Raw genomic sequence first — 15,980 nt, forward strand, 5'->3', positions numbered from 1 at the left:
GCCGGGTATGGCTTGAGGGACACCCTTTTTTTGGAGCGTATGGGTACAACTACTTGCTCGTCCCTGAACTTAAGAGGCTGCAGGCAGTTTCAATTGTTGCCCTGGATAAATCCAGTGTGGATTTTTGATCTTATTCAGCTTTTGCAGAGCTTGCCAAGTGGTACCGTATTGTTTGGAGATGGAATACAGGGAATCTCCGGATTTTACAACATGCACTTTGGCTGGAGCTGGTTTGCTTGGCGTCGGTTTCGACGGTGTTTCTGGTTTTGGAGTCTCTGGTTTCGGTGTAGTTGGAGCTGGTGTTTCCGTTACTGGAGCTTCCGGTTCAACCGCAGGAGCTTTTGCTTCCTTGATTCGACCGTCTGTTTTGATGTCTACAGCGCCCAGTTTTTGCATGTATTCAATCAACGCTTCATCCATAGCACCGTACATGCCGGACGTTGTGTATTTTGCAAACATCGTGTACTCGTCACCACCAACAGCAGTGAAATCATTCGTAGCCAATGTGTACGTTGCTTTCGGATCAAGGGCTTTATCTCCGATCATAACGGAGTGTACACGGCTGCCTTTGGCGGCGGAAGAATCAATGCTGAATGTCATGCCGGATACTTGTGGGAATCCGCCGCTTGGTTCCGGATAAGATCCTACACCGTTTTCAAGGGCTGCCAGTACATCGGAGCCTTTTACTTCAAGCGTTACAACTTGATTACCAAAAGGAAGTACTGTAATGATATCACCCTTGGTTACGATACCTTTTTCAATGGAAGAACGAATACCGCCACCGTTGGTGAGCGCGATATCGGCTTTGCTGATGTCACGGATGGCATCTGCCAGGAGGTCACCCAGGTTGGTTTCACCTGCGCGTACTTGTTCACGTTTGCCGTCCAGCAGGATTGCTGTATTCGCTACTTCTTCTTTCAGGATGGGTTCTTGTTCTTTCTGAATGGAGTTCACCAATGCGGCAACTTTCTCATTCGGCTTGATGTCTTTTGCTTCCGTTTCATCAATCAGTGTTGCTTGTTTTTTCGTTACTTTGTCACCGTCAACCCACAGGTCGATCACACCTACAAAGTTAGTGTACTCACCAGCGCTGGCGATCAATGTTCCGTTATCGGATACAAGTCCATCTTGCAGAACTGTATGGCTATGACCGTCGATGAATACATCAATGCCAGGCACTTCTTTTACAACTTTGAAGCTAGTATCGGTGCTGGACGCGTCTTGTCCAAGGTGTCCCAATACAACAACAACATCTACTTTGCTGCGAATTTCGTTAACAAGAACTTTGGCTTCCGCAGTTGGGTCTGTAATATCAAGACCTTCCACATTTTTCGGATTTGTTTTATACATCGTTTCCGGTGTAGTCAGCGCAATGATCCCGATCTTCACGCCGTCGACTTCTTTAATGAGGTAAGGCTCGAAGAGACGAGTTCCGTCTTTCTTTTTCACATTGGCACTGAGCATAGGGAATTTCATCATATCCGCAAGTTCGATGAGGCGCTCGGAGCCGTAGTTGAATTCGTGGTTACCTGGAACCATGGCCTGATAACCGATTTCGTTCATCACTTTAACAATGCTTTCCCCGTTAACAAGTGTAGCAAAGGTTGTACCATGCACTGCATCTCCGGCATCCAGCAGAAGGGTATTTGGGTTTTCGCTACGGTATTTGTCCGCAATGCCAGCCACTTTGGCGAAACCCATCGCAGGAGAGGACTCAACTGCGCGTGCGTGCATGTCATTCGTATGTAGAATAGTAATGTGTTTACCCGTGCCCGGATTGGTATCCGTTGCAGCAGCGGCAATGCCTACACTGCCGAACAGCAGACAGAGCGTGAGCACAAGCGAAACGTAAGTCTTCCAGATTTTCATATGAATCAGTAACCTCCCCATAAATAATAATCTACGTGAGCGTTTGCACAACTCATGTTGTATTTTACCAGACTATTATTAGGAAATCTCGCTATTCACGTAAAAATAGGTAACCCGAAAGTGACATCAGATTTTCACAGTGAAAGATGAAGAGAGAATTTTATGTTCAAGGAACATATGTTCTTAAAAAGACTAAAAAAAATGCTGCACTTCACGTGGCAGTCCTGTACGTAAACAAAATTTCTCCAGTGATTCATCCGGCTCTGGCATCACCCCTGAAGTTAGAAGCTGTATGGCAAAACGATTGGCCTGCCTTTCCAGCTTGCCTGGGGCAAAATAAGAGTGTTCCTCCAGAAAGAACCGGTTTATGCCTTTGTGCAATCGGTCATGTCCAAGTTCATGGGCACACACGAAGCGCTGCCATTCCGGCGGTAAATCATTGTGAATGACGATAAATCTGCGACGGAGCTTTCGGAAATACAGTCCTTTGGTAGACTTGCCCAGATTAGTGAACCGGATCTGTATTCCAATGGCTCTGGCAATGCTGAAAGGGCAGTTTGTCCGGTGTTTTCGAATCAGCTTTGTTACAATGTCATCCATATCATCTCACCTGCTGCTTTAGTTTGTTCAGCTTGAAATGCTTCATGGGCGCTCGTCCGGATCGTTCGTTTTTTTGCGTTTGTTCATCTGTTTGGCTTCCCAGAACAGACCTGTCAGGACATCCTTAATTCGTTTCTTATCCTCATCATCCAGCGGGATGCCGTCAAACATCAGATCATCCTCGTCCTCGAGCATCTTTTTGAAGTCCCGACGGTCCTTGTAAGTTGCCCATTCTGGAGCGTCATGGAGCTCACTTGCTGGTTTTCCGGTTTCCAGATATCCGGCCTGTTTCATCATATCCGCGTAGGGAACCGAGAGTGCGTCCGAGATTTTGCGGATGGTAGCAGGTTTGGGAACTCCGCGAACCCCATTCTCAATGCGTGAGATTTGCGAGTTGCTGATTCCTGCTGCTTCGGCGAGCTGATTAATGCTGTATCCCTGTTGCTCGCGCAGTTGTTTCAGATAAGGACCAAAAGCGTGCTCCACAATTCATTCCACTCCTTTGATTCGTACAAGTGTATTACTAATTAATATTGAGAAGAACAGGCATGAGGTATTGCTTGACCATCTGCGGATGCCCCGTTCCGGAACCGGATCGTTCTTCCAATCGCTGTTATCCCCAGATTTCCTTTTTTCCCTTTCCTAAAGGGAGAAATCCGGGGATAAAGGCGAACGCTACCGCTTTTTCAGAATCGATTCCGTCTCCTTCACTACTGCCACTCTCTTTGAAGTGCCAATACTGCCCTCATCTAATATTCAAATGTACCTTCTCAATATTAAAACTAGAAAATGACTTATACGAGGATCTTTAATTATCTGTACTATATCGTATATATACCATTAGGTAAAGGGATATGAAACAATTATGCCAAAAGGTAAAGGAAATGAGAGCGCGGCTTTTATTTTATAGTTAAAACGACCCAAAATGAAGGTTTACGCCGATCCCCAGAAAGTGGTATCCTCAAATAGAAATACGAACAAAATACGAACAAAATGTAAAGTTGAGACAAGTTGGATAATGAGGAAAATGAATTATTCCTGCTTCATAGCTGACTTTAATTGATTCCAAAAGGCAACAGAAAAAAACTTGAAAAATGTCGTTACTATTTCAGAGAACTGGATAACTCTAATAAAGATGAGATGAATGCGAGTTTAACTTTTATAGAATGAACTTTAAGTTATGCATACGAAGAGGACAGAAAAAAGCTGGAGAAGCGTAGCGTTCGCATTTATCACTAGATTTTTACATTAGAAAATATAATCAAAAAAATCTGGGGATAACAGCGATTGTAAGATTTTTCTGTCATCGGAGTGGAACATGCGAAGCTACTATACTTTCATTCTATAACGAATGTTAAAGGAGGAGAATGAATATGGAACTGATGCTGCCCGAATTGGACCGACGCAAAACACAGACTGCTGTTGAAGCCGCGCTGGAAAAATACCGGATTTATAAAACGATTGCTTTTGAAGAACGCGAGGTGATGGTGACGGCGAGTTACGCTGAGCGTTTCCATGGTGCAACGAATGTGACCGGGGATTCCACTGCCAGAACGGCAATCTATAATGTGGATGTACAGCGCGCACGTCAGGCGTACTGCGATACGATTGATTTTGTGGTATCTCGACTGAGCGAGAAGGAACGTGTACTCGTCAGAGAGCGTTACCTGAAGGATGACGATGTATTTGACTATAAAGTGTATAACCATGTGTTTGACCCACCTGTTAGCAAGGATACGTATACGAAGATTCGAACACGTGCTTTCTATAAAATGGCGCTGGCTCTGTCGGACCGTGGTCTGATTAATATGGAGCCGTTATCCGCCTCTCGCAAAGAACGACAGAAGCTGGGCTAAATTGAAACAAGAAGTTCAACCTTTTATATCCTTCGCTGATTGTATACAATAATTGAAAACAACACTAAGGATCAGTCAAAGGAGAGGAATCCGCATGACGGAACAAGCCGGAATGCAGGAGATGTATACACTGAAGACGATCGCGGAAACGCTCAACACATCCAACGACCTGAATCTGATGCTGGATACGGTACTCGGCAAACTGTTGGAACTGACGGGTTTGACTACGGGCTGGGTGTTCCTGATCGATGCTCAGGGAGAGTACTCCTGTATTGCTGATTACAGTCTGCCTCCTGCTCTGCTGCATCATGACAAGCAGCCGATGCGCTGCGGGTCTTGCTGGTGCGTGAATCGCTTCCGGGACGGAAGATTGGACAATGCCGTCAATATTATTAATTGCAAACGTCTGGAGGATGCCGTCGATCATCAATGGGGAGATACCCAGGACATCACCCATCATGCAACGGTTCCGCTTCGCTCGGGGGAGAAGATGCTGGGACTGCTGAATGTTGCTGCGCCAGGAAAAGAGCATTTTAGTGATAGTGAGCTGGCGCTTTTGCAGGCTGTAGCTTATCAGATCGGCAGTGCAATGGAACGGATGCGATTATATAGCGCAGAGCAAAGGCGAGCGGATCTGTATGTCAGACTGGGGGAGTTCAGCCGATCGCTGGGCGTGACGGTCAACGATTGCAACAGTGGAGACGATATGGCCAAGACGGTTGTAAAGCTGCTCGGGCATCATTACGACTGGCCATTTGCCGCACTGTTATCCCAGAAGAACGGAAGCTTTATGATACAGGCGGCTCATGCTCATGGCAAGTCCGAAATGATGACACAATCCGAACTCTCTCCAGAGGTGGAGAATCGCATGCATCGTGTGATTGATTCTCATCGGGCGATGGTATTGTCGGCGACGGAAATTCAGGACGTTTCTGCCATTTGCAATACCCGGTTCCCTATGTCCGTTTTGGCTTCGGGCTTGGCTGCGCCCATCCCATTAAGTTCCCCTGGCGAAACGGCAGTACTGGTGGTTGGATTGGGTTCGGCCAATGGCTTCCTTCAGGCAGATCGTGAGGTTTTCGATGCACTCGCTGAACATATTACAGCCTCGTGGGAGAGTCTGAGACTGGTATACAAGCGCCGGGAATTGACCCGACTGGAGGAACGAAACCGACTGGCTCGAGATTTGCATGATTCGGTGAACCAAATTTTGTTCTCCCTGTCCCTGACAGCCAAAGGGGCGGAGAGCATGTTATCCGGATCACAACAGCTGCATCCCGCTGCGGAAGCGATGAAGGATATACGTTCCTTGTCACAGGAAGCATTGAAGGAAATGCGTGCCTTAATAATGCAGCTTCGTCCGGCGGGGTTGGAATCTGGACTGCTTAGTGCCTTGCAGGAATATGGTATAGGACAGGGATTGCAGGTCGTTGTACATCGAACGGGTATGCGCTCCTTGCCTCAAAGTATTGAGGAAGGCTTATGGCGTATCGGACAGGAAGCGCTGAATAATGTACGTAAACATGCAGGGGTCCCTTCCGCGGAGATATCCCTCCAGCTAAGCGATCAGGAAGCGGTATTAATCGTTACAGATCGTGGAAAAGGGGGAGCCAAAAAGCGTGAGGCCTTGCCTGCCAGTTCACTTGGTCTGTCCATCATGAGAGAACGAGCCCAATCGCTGGGCGGCAGACTTGAACTTGTGAGTTCATCCCGTAAGGGAACATCGGTAACGGTCGTCATTCCACTTCCGTCCGAATCTGTATAAAATCAGGGGGAAGAAGACATGCCGATTACGATTTTACTCGCGGACGATCATGCCATGGTGAGGCGCGGGTTGCACGTTTTTTTGTCCACTCAGCCAGATATGGAAGTCGTCGGAGAAGCCTCAAACGGACAGGAAGCACTTGAACAAGCAGAACAGCTGCATCCGGATGTGGTATTAATGGATCTGCATATGCCCGTGCTTGACGGGATTGAGACGGCGAGAAGGCTTCGTTCGATCTTGCCTGGAATCCGTATCATTGTACTTACATCCTTTTCGGATCAGGATCATGTCGTACCCGCCGTACGCGCTGGAGTGAAGGGATATCTGCTGAAAGATATTGAGCCAGAGGATCTTGCCGCTGCCATCCGCAATGTGCATGCAGGTCAGGTAGAGCTTCATCCAGCCGCAGCAGGACAATTAATGCATGTGATGGCTTCGTCTGAACAATCAATGAATGACCTGCCTGGGCATGCTAATCCCCATACATCTACTCGACTTCCAGAGCAAGAGCGGGATGGGCGAGGGAAAGAAACTTCTCATGGACCGGACATGCTCACCCGTCGGGAAAGAGAGGTTCTGGGGCTGATCGCACAAGGGTTGAGTAATAAAGAGATCGCCATCAAACTAATCATTACCGAGAAAACGGTGAAAACCCATGTCAGTCATCTTTTGGACAAATTGGGACTGGCAGATCGCACACAAGCCGCGCTTCATGCTGTAAGAAATGGTTGGGTCGTCTGATCCATTCCGATATACTCTCAGTCTAAAGTCGTAGAAACTCAACCCAAAAGGTTGAGTTTTTTTGTGCTGCAAGTTAAGTCTATCTGCCGACGATTCCGAGGTGGAAGCAAGGTAAGATGAGAGTAGAGAAAGTTGAAACGAAGAGATGAAATGTCTATATAAAATCGAAGGAGAGTGACATAGATGAATATTATCATTTTGGCAGGCAGTAATCGGAAAAATGCAACCAGTACACGTTTAGGGGAATATGCCGTGGAAGTAATTAGCGGTCAGGGGCATGAAGCCAGCTTGTTCGATTTATATCAGACACCGCTCCCATTCTATGCTCCGGATGAAAAACAGAATGAAGATCAGCATCTGTCTGACCTGAACACACGTATGCTTGCCGCAGATGCCATTATTCTGTCTACGCCAGAGTATCACGGCAGCATCAGCGGTGTACTCAAAAATGCATTGGATCACCTGAGCCAGGCTCATTTCAGTGGTAAGCCGGTATTGTCCATCAGCTCAGCAGGAGGTGCGGTGGGAGTAAGTTCGCTTTTGCAGCTGCAGGCGATTATTCGCAATTTGCATGGTATTAACGCGCAGGAGTGGATTTCCATTGGTGGTGCACAACGCAGAAGATTTGAAGCAACATTTGACGGATACGAAGAATTTGAAGGCAGTCAGGACATTGAGGATCGGATCAAACGCGTGATTGGTTCATTTCTGCACCTTGCCGAGACGTTAACTGCTGTACGGAAGCCGTCCGAGAGTTAAAAGAAAAGGGGGTTTTATCATGATTAAAGGCATATTTGAGACTCATCTGAACGTAACGGATCTGGAGAGATCCCATCATTTTTATGAACAGATCATTGGATTGCAGCACGCTTATGGGCAGAAGGAACGTGGGAACTCCTTTTACTGGATTGGTGGTGAAGGCAACGCGATGCTCGGACTGTGGCAAAAGGACCCTTCCGAGGTGCGGCGACAGCATTTTGCTTTTCAGGTATCGTTGGAGGACATGAAGCAAGCTGTCACTTACCTTGAGGATAAAGGGATCAAGACGCGTAACTTTCTGGATGATGATATTGGCGAGTTGTACGTATTTGGATGGATGCCGGCTGTGTCCGTATATTTTACCGATCCGGATGGTCATTTCCTGGAATTCATATCGATGCTCCCGGATGAAGCGAAGCCGGAACTCGGCATGGTGCCATGGAGTGAGTGGGAGAAGATACACGGTCGGGTGAATGGGGGCTCAGCATGATTTTTGAAGAGGTCAAATTATATACAGCACGATTGGAAGACATCAAGCACTTTTATATCAACACTCTGGGGTTGAACATGGCTGAAGAGTCCGAACATTCCTTCACGCTACAGATTGGTTTAACGAAAATGATATTCATGCGAAGTGAAGCAGATCAGAATCCGTTCTACCACTTCGCCTGGATGATTCCAGCAAATCGTTTTCAGGAGGCCAAAGCGTGGGCAGCGGCACGTGTCCGTTTAAGTAGGCATGAAGGTGAGGATGAAACTTATTCAACCAATTGGAACTCGAATTCACTCTATTTCGAAGATCCTGTCGGTAACATTCTGGAGCTGATTGCTCATCATACCGTTCATAACGAGAGTGACCGCGCCTTTTCGGAGAAGGATCTGCTGCAGGTGTGTGAGGTGGGACTTGTTACGGAAGATGTGCTTTCTACGGTAGATGAACTTGAGCAGATGGGATTGAAACGATGGAGAGCAATTAGCGATACATTTGCCCCTATAGGGGATGTGAACGGTCTGTTTATTGTGGTGAAGAAGGAGCGAGTCTGGTTCTTTTCCGAGCAAAATGCTAACATATATCCGCTGGAAGTGTCCATTCGTGATGTTGGGAGACTTCGAATCGGCTAAAATGCGCGGAACAGCAGGCAAAACGGTCATATGTGCACCATTTGAATCATCTTATAGAAGTAAACGCTTTAAAGGAGTGTTTTGCTAAAAAACTGTTGCTGGTCGTGTGTATATCAGGATTCGCATCGATGAAGGGTGGTGGCATGTTGGATCGACGTTTGTTGGAAGAAGGGCTGGCTATTATGGTATCCAGTCGGGAGCGTACAGGAGATTTGTGGCACGCCCATTATGGGGCGGGAGCTATTGCGGCTTATTTTTGGGTGCGGGAAAATCGTCTGACTGCCCTTGCGGCGGGCAGTGTTACAGCTGAGGCGAAAGCGATGCTTCGCCAGCACGGATTGAAAGATGGCTTGACCTCCCGGAAGGGAGAGGTTTTGCCCAGAGAAGAGTCCGAAGCGCGTATTACGGCAGCGCTGGATCGAACCATTGGAGAGCTGCACTGGGTTGGCCATCAGGCCATCTATGGTGCCCTTAGTCTAAAAGCCATTCGTGAACTGGATGGTTGGGGTACGGAGCAGGACATGAATCAGATGGTTGAGCTTATTGATTCTTTTGAACGAACCATTCCAGGTAGATCCTGGGTAAACACAACGGTGAAAGAAATTCGCAGCTTGAAGTTAAATGAGGCAGACGGATTCCCTGATATAGAACGCCCGGAACAATTGTCCCGGCTGATTCTGGATGAGCTTGGCGCATTTCGTACCATCTATCAGGCAGAAGCACATCATGATCTGATCGGCCACATGCTAACCTACGGGCATGCGCTTAATATATTATTTGAACTGGATTACCCTGCTTTGTTCCACAAAGGCATTCCGCCTTTTCTCACGATGGTCAAGGCGCTGCGACTGAGCCGGGATGTGGATGTTGAACAGGAGATGCCGACGCTGCAATCTCCAGTTGACCGTCTGCCATTGATCCGTGCAGAACGCTCTGTTGCACTTCCACATGAACTGGAATACTGGCTCACCGACAGACGTTCCCGCGATTGGTATGGAGGTCATGTGTTCAAATTTTCATTCAGCTTCTACCATCATGCCAGAAACGGAAATTCAGTTCCGGAAAGCTGGGAAAACTTTCGCTATATTATCGCGTGAGCAACAATATACATTTAAGAGAGCACAGCCTGAGAAGGCTGTGCTCTTTTTTATCTTTTTAACGGGGCCATATTTCAAGGATAAACAGGATTAGAATAACTCTGGACGCCAGCATGTATGGTGATTTTCGTATGGGCTGACGCGCAGACCATATTCCCCAGGAACTCATAAGCGCGATACTCCCCCAGAACATCCACAAGGGAATGCCTTCGGACGTAAAAGGAAAGGAGAGCGAGGGTAACCTTGTGTTTCCAACCCCAAGCAGAACAGTGGTCATATAGACGAACACAAGGAAAAGTAACTCAAAAAGCAGAGTTTGCAGCCAGAAATAATAGATGTGCAGCACTCGAAGCAGAATGACTGTGACCAGGATAAACAGGATACCAACGGATGAGAATGTTGCAGTGGTCCATCCAATGAGTGAAGTAGTTAGAGCATCTGTTTCCTGATAAAAGGTGTACATTGTCAATGCATACATAACGGGGCCAGCCATATAACTGGTAACAGCGATCCACAGATAGAACCAGAGCTTTTTTTTCATAATTGTATCCATCCTTTATTGTAATTAGGGTTAGAAAGGCTGCTATATCATATAAACAGCATCAGGAATGGATTTGTTGGGTTATCCGACAGAAGTCTCTGCAAGAAATCGACGTTTAACCGCCGTGAGAGCAACAACAAATAGACGTAATCCATACGGACAACCGACAGCGCGACCGATTTAAACATGTAAGATTGTATTATCGGATCAGTAGCAAGTGGCCTATCCCGATAAGCACATACGCTAATGTACGGTCCAGCCAAGGGTCGTTTTTTTATGCGGTGATTGCACACTTGCTCTGATCGGGTACTAAAGGGAGAACGAACATAACATTATTAAGTTGAATTTTATTTTTACACCAAAACGGAGAGTGCAGAACCAATCTGAAGAAGCGAAGTTGAAAGCTTTCTGCAAGAAAGCTACTTCGTAAGCATACTCTCGCCTTTAGCACCGGATTTTACCCTTGAACTAAGGGATCAAGAAAATCTGGGGATAAGAGCGATCGGAAGATGGTACTGCAATCGCAGTGACAAGGTGTAACATCTCTAGTTCAACTTATCTAACAGGAGGTTTTCGGATATGAAAACAGTATTGTATGTTCCACTGGATGATCGTCCAGCGAATCTGGATGACGTCGTTGTACAAGGAAAAGCAGCCGGTATCCACATCATTACACCGCACCTGGGTGACATTCAAAATCGTCTGGATTCCGAGAAAACGGTAGAAGGGTCTACATTGCTTGGAACGTCTACGCCTACGTATGGGAAACCGTCCAACATTCATGATTTCATTTTGAAAAATGCCGCCAAAGTGGATGGATTCATCATCTCTTCGGATATGCTGGCTTATGGGGGGCTGATTGGCAGTCGTCAGCTTCGTGAAGATGGAGGTGGCATATATCCTGATTATGATCAGAACACCACACGTTTGCTTGATGTGATCAAAACCATTAAAGGGAAATATCCACGTAAACCGGTGTTTGTGATGGATACCATTATGCGACTCGCTACCACCTCTTTTGCAGATGGTCTCACATTGGATGCCTACAACGAATCACGTGCACTGATGCAGCAGCAGCGCCAGTCCTTTACGGAATTCGAGGATATTGTGAACGGGTATAACCTTTCTCCAGAGTCTACGGAATATGGGGAAACGACGTATTTTAATAAAGAACAGTACTACAACACCAGACAACATAAATTCAAAACCAATCTGTACATTCTGGATAAGCTTGCTCGCAAAGGATATATTGACTTCCTCGCCGTAGGCGTCGACGATGCGAATACGCAAGGCGTTCAGATTAACGAGATCAATTATGTGGAAGCACGAATCAATGAATGGCTCGGTGGGACGGATGGACAAAATCCCGATCGGGCGATCATCCTTCCAGATGCGGATGGCCTGGGTCACGCTCTGGTGGCACGTATGGCGAACCAACTGCTTCGTGGTGGGAAGAAGACGCGTTATGCAGTGAAATATTTTGGCCCTCATGGTTCCGCGATTATCAATGCCTATGAATATATGAATGTGCATGAAAATGTGGTGCGTCATGTGGATATTGTTGGTGGTGTGGTTGTAGCGGATTCCGCTTATCCAAAATCTGATGTGGTAACGGATACAACTTCCGATGTGGAGAATGGAAATGAATTAACGAATGCTGCATCTGCCCTTGAAGCTTCTTCGTTTGATATGGCGTCTGAGCTGGATCGCATGACGAATCGTCATCCAGGCAAACCGGGTGAAAAACCGGTGCACATTGAGATTATTGCCATTACAGCGTTGGATCAGGTGCAGGCGGCAGTGGCGCAATTGACGAGTAATAGTGAGAAGGGGCTTCCTTCGGTCCTGATTGATTTTGTAGGAAAAGGTCCAGCCAACGTCGATGTAGCCGAAGCACTCCTGAACAGTCCGTATACGGGCCGGGTGCTGGGTTACAGTGCATGGAATACGCCGGGGAACAAAATCGGTATGGCTGTGGGTATGGGACAATCCCGTTATGCTCTGATCACAACCGAAACCCATGCTCACGCGTTGCGAGATGCCATGAATGCACAGGGATCATTGTTGTTTAAACGTTTCCTGAAAGATTACTACTATAAAGCAGTAGCGATTGCAGATATTCGTACGTATTCCAGAGCGCATGCGCTGTATACCAATGTGGCGACCCTTGCGGATCAGAATATGGTGTTGTTTAACTCGGAAGAAGATTATGCTCATCTGCAAACTTTACTCAGAGATCTGATGCAGACCCATACAGCAACGTTGGCAGGAAAACCAGCCTTTGCCCAAGGGGACGTAGCGATCAAACAAATCTGTAATGGCAAAGCAAACTATGCGGAGTATTGCAGTGCACTCCTGGAATATGCGAACCCTGATTTCATCTGGGGACGTGCGTTTGAGATTACGTTGAATCCGAAGGTTACGCTGAAATAAGGTACTGATGGAATGAGACGCGCTGAGTCGTCTTTTTTCCACCCCAGATACACCCTTATTCGCACCGAAGTCGTACGAATCACCATCTGCGCTAGGGATGAAAGGGTGTAAGATTGTATTATCGGATCCATAGCAAAGGACACTCACCGAAAGCACATACGCTAATGTACAGATCGGCCACAAGGGGCCGGTCTTTTTGTTGCGGTGAATGGTGTCCAGCTTTGGCGCCGGTATATTTAGAGCTGAGTTAAAGGGGGAATTTGCTGCTGCAGCATTGTCGCTGCACAATGCGGGCAGATCGCACACTTGCAGCTGAAGGAGGTGAAATGAATGTGTCTATGAGTAGTGGGGTAAACAACACGGCCAGCACAGGGCAAGTGAGCAACATCATCAGGCAAACGATTAAGCAGAAGCTGGAGGCTCTTGTCCCGGCATGGAATGGCCGAGTACAGGATATTCCTGCACCGGGAGAGGTATTAGCCGGACCTTGTGCCGTAATTGCTTTTGCAGAAGAAGTACCGAAGTCTGCTTGGGCGGGGTATAGGAGGATCATCAAAATCTCTCCCTATGCACGCCCCGAAGATGGAGGGGCTGAACAAGTGGAAGCATGGTCAGCAGCGCTGATGGAAGGACTGCATCAGGTCAGGCTGGAGGATGAAGAAGGCGGGGCATTTACCTGTATTTATCTGGGTTCTTCGGATTGTGATCGTGTGGATGCCAGTTCTGGACTGGTTACGCGCAGCCTGCGATTTGGGGTGTATGTTCCGGAAACGGTGGAATACACTCAGGCTGGAGCAACAGATTCGTGGATGGCTGCACTTCAGGGCTGGACACGAACCCAGCTCGGGCAGGAATGGTCCATATATGGGGATGTCTGGCCTGGTGGTTATAAGGCCAAGTCCATCCTGTGGCGATTGACGGGATGCAGCACAACCACCACAGGGACTTCTGCGCTGGAGATTCGTAAGCAATGGATTGGGCATGTACTGGCTGCGAATGTAGCAGATGTCCGTCAAACGGTCACACATCTGGTTGAACAACTGGCTGTGCAGCCCCGTATTGCTTTGACGGATACAGACGGTACGCGATATGTGACGGTGGATGAAGTTTCTGCCGACTTGCAGGCAGACGCCTATTTGAACGGACAGATTCGTCTGACGCTGCAGCAGCGTATTCGCCGTCCGGGTACGGATGTGCCATTGATCCGCGAGATTCACCATAGCAAAGGGATAGAGTAAGTGTTAGTCGAGAGGGACTCTAGATGGAGTTCCAGATGAGAAATTCAATATCATACGTTAGCTTCAAATTTATAGGTTCATAGGTTCATAGGTTCGTAGGTTCATAGGTTCATAGGTTCGTAGGTTCATAGGGACAAAAATTCATAGGTCAAAATTATAGTCCAAAGATCAGGTTCAACGAATTCAGTAGTCAAACAATGAGGTGAGATGGTTATGGCAAGCTCAGTGAAAAAAAACAAACAGGCTGCCACGCAATATACGCGGGCCGAGCTGATGAATCATGCAGAAGCCCTATTTGCCGTTAAGGCAGAGGTGCTGCATGGTGCGCTGTACGAAGCAGCGCAAGTGACGTTTTCCATTGAGGAAGCGAAGGAACGCATCAACCAATTTATGAAAGCGAAGGTGAAGGGATAATGGCAGGCGGAACTTGGGAGCAAACGAATCGTCCGGTACTTCCGGGCTTATATATGAATTTTCAGGCGGCAGCGTCATCGGCCATTCAGGCTGGTAATCGCGGGACGGTTGTTGTGCCGATAAAGGCCAACTGGGGTCCGGTAGGTACTTTTGTAGAAATTGGCAGTGAAGCTGCAATTGATCGTATTTTCTCGGCGCATGCCCTGGATAACGGGACAGCTTATACATCTTTGAAGCTCGCCCTGCTAGGCGGACCGAAAAAACTGCTCGCTTATCGGGTAGCCGGGGAAACGGCGAAAGCAGCGACGCTTACGCTGAAAGACAGTAGTGATGCAGCCGTGCTGCAACTGGACGCCAAGTATCCGGGTGATAAAGGTAACGGCTTCTACGTCACCATTCAGCCGGGAGTAATTGATAATACGAAGCATGAAGTGCGCTTGTTTGAAGGCAACCGCATGTTGTATGCACTGCTGACTGCGGATATTTCGGCAGCGTCGCTGGCGAAAGAGATCAATGCGGATGAAAGCAACATTTGGATTAACGCTCAGGCGATTGGCGATGGTACAGGTGTCGTTGCAACCGTTGCGGGAGCGGCGTTCAAAGGTGGAGCAAGTGGCAATGATGGGCTGACCAATGCGGAGTATATTGCCGTTCAGGGCGCGCTGGAAGGTGAGCAATTTGACGTATTGGCACTGGATCATGCGGCGGATGAGCCTTTGCTGGCGAGCTTTGCAGCATGGGTGAAACGTGTGCGCAGTGAGGGTAAACCTGTGATGGCTGTATTCGGCGGTTCTACGGCGGATGACACCTCTGCTACAGCAGCACAGAAGGCGTCGGCACGTTCACTCACGTTGAATCATGAGGGTGTGATTAATGTTGGTACGGGTGTGCGTCTGGGAGATGCGTTCTACAGCTCGGCGGAAACGTCTGCTTACGTCGCGGGTCTAATTGCCGGACAACGTCTGAATGAATCCACCACATACGCACCTTCTCCGTTCGATGACGTGACGCGTCGCTGGACTCGTGCAGAACAGGAGCAGGCGGTACAGAATGGCGTATTTATTTTCTTCCATGATGGACGTCAGGTAAAGGCGCTTCGCGGAGTGAATACACTCGTGACCCCTGCTGCAGGACAGAATAATGCATGGAAAAAAATCCGTTCTATTCGTGTGATGGATGCGATTAATACAGATTTGCAGCGCTCTGCTGAAGATACGTATATCGGCAAAGTAAACAATACGGAAGAGGGCCGGCAGGCGCTAATCGGTGCGATGAAAGCCTATCTGGCGCTGCTCGCACAGAGCAATGTCATTGAAGCTGAGGGATACGATGTCGTTCTCGATCCAGCGTATTATGGTGCTGCACCAATTCTCAAGCCAGAGGCAGATCAGGTATTCCTGCAATGGAATGTGAAGCTGACGGATGTCATGGAGCAGTTGTTTGGAACGTTTTACGTGCAATAAGGTTGTGTAGAAGGAAACTGTCTTTTAAAAGAGACGCCGATTCGTTGAATGGATGGTTTATACGATATTTTATAATCTCAAG

At 47.7% G+C, this 15,980-nt stretch carries 15 protein-coding genes; 11 read left to right on the top strand and 4 right to left on the bottom strand.

All coding sequences use genetic code 11. From position 1 onward, the window contains the following. Window positions 1-69 precede the first annotated feature (69 nt). The 3 genes from BMY78_RS01850 to BMY78_RS01860 form a co-directional block, all read right to left on the bottom strand. The gene (locus BMY78_RS01850; RefSeq protein ID WP_090894139.1) at window positions 70-1,869 is read right to left on the bottom strand and encodes a 5'-nucleotidase C-terminal domain-containing protein; all 1,800 of its coding nucleotides are present in this window, start codon (window positions 1,867-1,869) and stop codon (window positions 70-72) included. Between the two features lie 192 nt (window positions 1,870-2,061). Beyond that, the gene (locus tag BMY78_RS01855; RefSeq protein WP_062323893.1) at window positions 2,062-2,469 is read right to left on the bottom strand and encodes an ImmA/IrrE family metallo-endopeptidase; all 408 of its coding nucleotides are present in this window, start codon (window positions 2,467-2,469) and stop codon (window positions 2,062-2,064) included. Window positions 2,470-2,511: 42 nt separating this feature from the next. Beyond that, a complete protein-coding gene (locus BMY78_RS01860; RefSeq protein ID WP_090807984.1) occupies window positions 2,512-2,958 on the bottom strand; it encodes a helix-turn-helix domain-containing protein in 447 nt (148 codons plus the stop codon). An 884-nt stretch (window positions 2,959-3,842) separates the two neighbouring features. Between BMY78_RS01860 and BMY78_RS01865 the strand changes: the two genes are divergently transcribed. The 7 genes from BMY78_RS01865 to BMY78_RS01895 all read left to right on the top strand — a co-directional run bounded on the left by BMY78_RS01865 (window position 3,843) and on the right by BMY78_RS01895 (window position 9,809). After that, complete coding sequence (locus BMY78_RS01865) at window positions 3,843-4,325, top strand: ArpU family phage packaging/lysis transcriptional regulator (protein WP_064640192.1); 483 nt, start codon at window positions 3,843-3,845, stop codon at window positions 4,323-4,325. Between the two features lie 94 nt (window positions 4,326-4,419). Beyond that, on the top strand, window positions 4,420-6,090 hold the full coding sequence (locus BMY78_RS01870; RefSeq protein WP_090894141.1) for a GAF domain-containing sensor histidine kinase: 1,671 nt from the start codon (window positions 4,420-4,422) through the stop codon (window positions 6,088-6,090). Between the two features lie 18 nt (window positions 6,091-6,108). Continuing rightward, window positions 6,109-6,831, top strand: coding sequence for a response regulator (locus tag BMY78_RS01875; protein ID WP_090894145.1), 723 nt, complete (start codon window positions 6,109-6,111; stop codon window positions 6,829-6,831). 183 nt (window positions 6,832-7,014) lie between these two features. Continuing rightward, entirely contained in the window at window positions 7,015-7,590 is a 576-nt protein-coding gene (locus BMY78_RS01880; protein ID WP_090894149.1) for an NADPH-dependent FMN reductase, read from the top strand. A gap of 19 nt (window positions 7,591-7,609) precedes the next feature. Beyond that, window positions 7,610-8,080, top strand: a complete 471-nt coding sequence (locus BMY78_RS01885; RefSeq protein ID WP_090894152.1) for a VOC family protein — start codon at window positions 7,610-7,612, stop codon at window positions 8,078-8,080. Beyond that, the gene (locus BMY78_RS01890; RefSeq protein WP_090894154.1) at window positions 8,077-8,712 is read left to right on the top strand and encodes a VOC family protein; all 636 of its coding nucleotides are present in this window, start codon (window positions 8,077-8,079) and stop codon (window positions 8,710-8,712) included. Before BMY78_RS01885 ends, BMY78_RS01890 begins: the two co-directional genes overlap by 4 nt. A 143-nt stretch (window positions 8,713-8,855) precedes the next feature. Continuing rightward, entirely contained in the window at window positions 8,856-9,809 is a 954-nt protein-coding gene (locus BMY78_RS01895) for a hypothetical protein (protein ID WP_090901895.1), read from the top strand. Window positions 9,810-9,867: 58 nt separating this feature from the next. On the opposite strand, the gene BMY78_RS01900 is transcribed toward BMY78_RS01895, so the two are convergent. After that, window positions 9,868-10,350: a hypothetical protein gene (locus BMY78_RS01900; RefSeq protein ID WP_090894157.1), complete on the bottom strand. Its 483-nt coding sequence runs from the start codon at window positions 10,348-10,350 to the stop codon at window positions 9,868-9,870. Window positions 10,351-10,929: 579 nt separating this feature from the next. Between BMY78_RS01900 and BMY78_RS01905 the strand changes: the two genes are divergently transcribed. The 4 genes from BMY78_RS01905 (at window position 10,930) to BMY78_RS01920 (ending at window position 15,898) form a co-directional block, all read left to right on the top strand. Beyond that, entirely contained in the window at window positions 10,930-12,783 is a 1,854-nt protein-coding gene (locus tag BMY78_RS01905; RefSeq protein WP_090894160.1) for a DUF4127 family protein, read from the top strand. A gap of 332 nt (window positions 12,784-13,115) precedes the next feature. Next, window positions 13,116-14,021: a hypothetical protein gene (locus BMY78_RS01910; protein WP_143066997.1), complete on the top strand. Its 906-nt coding sequence runs from the start codon at window positions 13,116-13,118 to the stop codon at window positions 14,019-14,021. Between the two features lie 213 nt (window positions 14,022-14,234). Continuing rightward, window positions 14,235-14,435 carry a YqzN/YkzM domain-containing protein gene (locus BMY78_RS01915; RefSeq protein WP_090894166.1) on the top strand — a complete coding sequence of 67 codons (201 nt, stop codon included), beginning with the start codon at window positions 14,235-14,237 and terminating at the stop codon, window positions 14,433-14,435. Continuing rightward, the gene (locus tag BMY78_RS01920) at window positions 14,435-15,898 is read left to right on the top strand and encodes a phage tail sheath family protein (RefSeq protein ID WP_090894168.1); all 1,464 of its coding nucleotides are present in this window, start codon (window positions 14,435-14,437) and stop codon (window positions 15,896-15,898) included. The genes BMY78_RS01915 and BMY78_RS01920 overlap by 1 nt, the downstream gene beginning before the upstream one ends. Window positions 15,899-15,980 lie beyond the last annotated feature (82 nt).

It is taken from the genome of Paenibacillus sp. OK076, assembly GCF_900110055.1.
Lineage (GTDB): Bacteria > Bacillota > Bacilli > Paenibacillales > Paenibacillaceae > Paenibacillus.

What these genes read in the sequence shown, in the direction of transcription:
- BMY78_RS01880 (WP_090894149.1), top strand. Translation starts at nt 7,015, where the DNA reads ATGAATATTATCATTTTGGCAGGCAGTAATCGGAAAAATGCAACCAGT.
- BMY78_RS01870 (WP_090894141.1), top strand. Translation starts at nt 4,420, where the DNA reads ATGACGGAACAAGCCGGAATGCAGGAGATGTATACACTGAAGACGATC.
- BMY78_RS01915 (WP_090894166.1), top strand. Translation starts at nt 14,235, where the DNA reads ATGGCAAGCTCAGTGAAAAAAAACAAACAGGCTGCCACGCAATATACG.
- BMY78_RS01875 (WP_090894145.1), top strand. Translation starts at nt 6,109, where the DNA reads ATGCCGATTACGATTTTACTCGCGGACGATCATGCCATGGTGAGGCGC.
- BMY78_RS01890 (WP_090894154.1), top strand. Translation starts at nt 8,077, where the DNA reads ATGATTTTTGAAGAGGTCAAATTATATACAGCACGATTGGAAGACATC.
- BMY78_RS01920 (WP_090894168.1), top strand. Translation starts at nt 14,435, where the DNA reads ATGGCAGGCGGAACTTGGGAGCAAACGAATCGTCCGGTACTTCCGGGC.
- BMY78_RS01865 (WP_064640192.1), top strand. Translation starts at nt 3,843, where the DNA reads ATGGAACTGATGCTGCCCGAATTGGACCGACGCAAAACACAGACTGCT.
- BMY78_RS01885 (WP_090894152.1), top strand. Translation starts at nt 7,610, where the DNA reads ATGATTAAAGGCATATTTGAGACTCATCTGAACGTAACGGATCTGGAG.
- BMY78_RS01900 (WP_090894157.1), bottom strand. Translation starts at nt 10,350, where the DNA reads ATGAAAAAAAAGCTCTGGTTCTATCTGTGGATCGCTGTTACCAGTTAT.
- BMY78_RS01850 (WP_090894139.1), bottom strand. Translation starts at nt 1,869, where the DNA reads ATGAAAATCTGGAAGACTTACGTTTCGCTTGTGCTCACGCTCTGTCTG.
- BMY78_RS01905 (WP_090894160.1), top strand. Translation starts at nt 10,930, where the DNA reads ATGAAAACAGTATTGTATGTTCCACTGGATGATCGTCCAGCGAATCTG.
- BMY78_RS01855 (WP_062323893.1), bottom strand. Translation starts at nt 2,469, where the DNA reads ATGGATGACATTGTAACAAAGCTGATTCGAAAACACCGGACAAACTGC.
- BMY78_RS01895 (WP_090901895.1), top strand. Translation starts at nt 8,856, where the DNA reads ATGTTGGATCGACGTTTGTTGGAAGAAGGGCTGGCTATTATGGTATCC.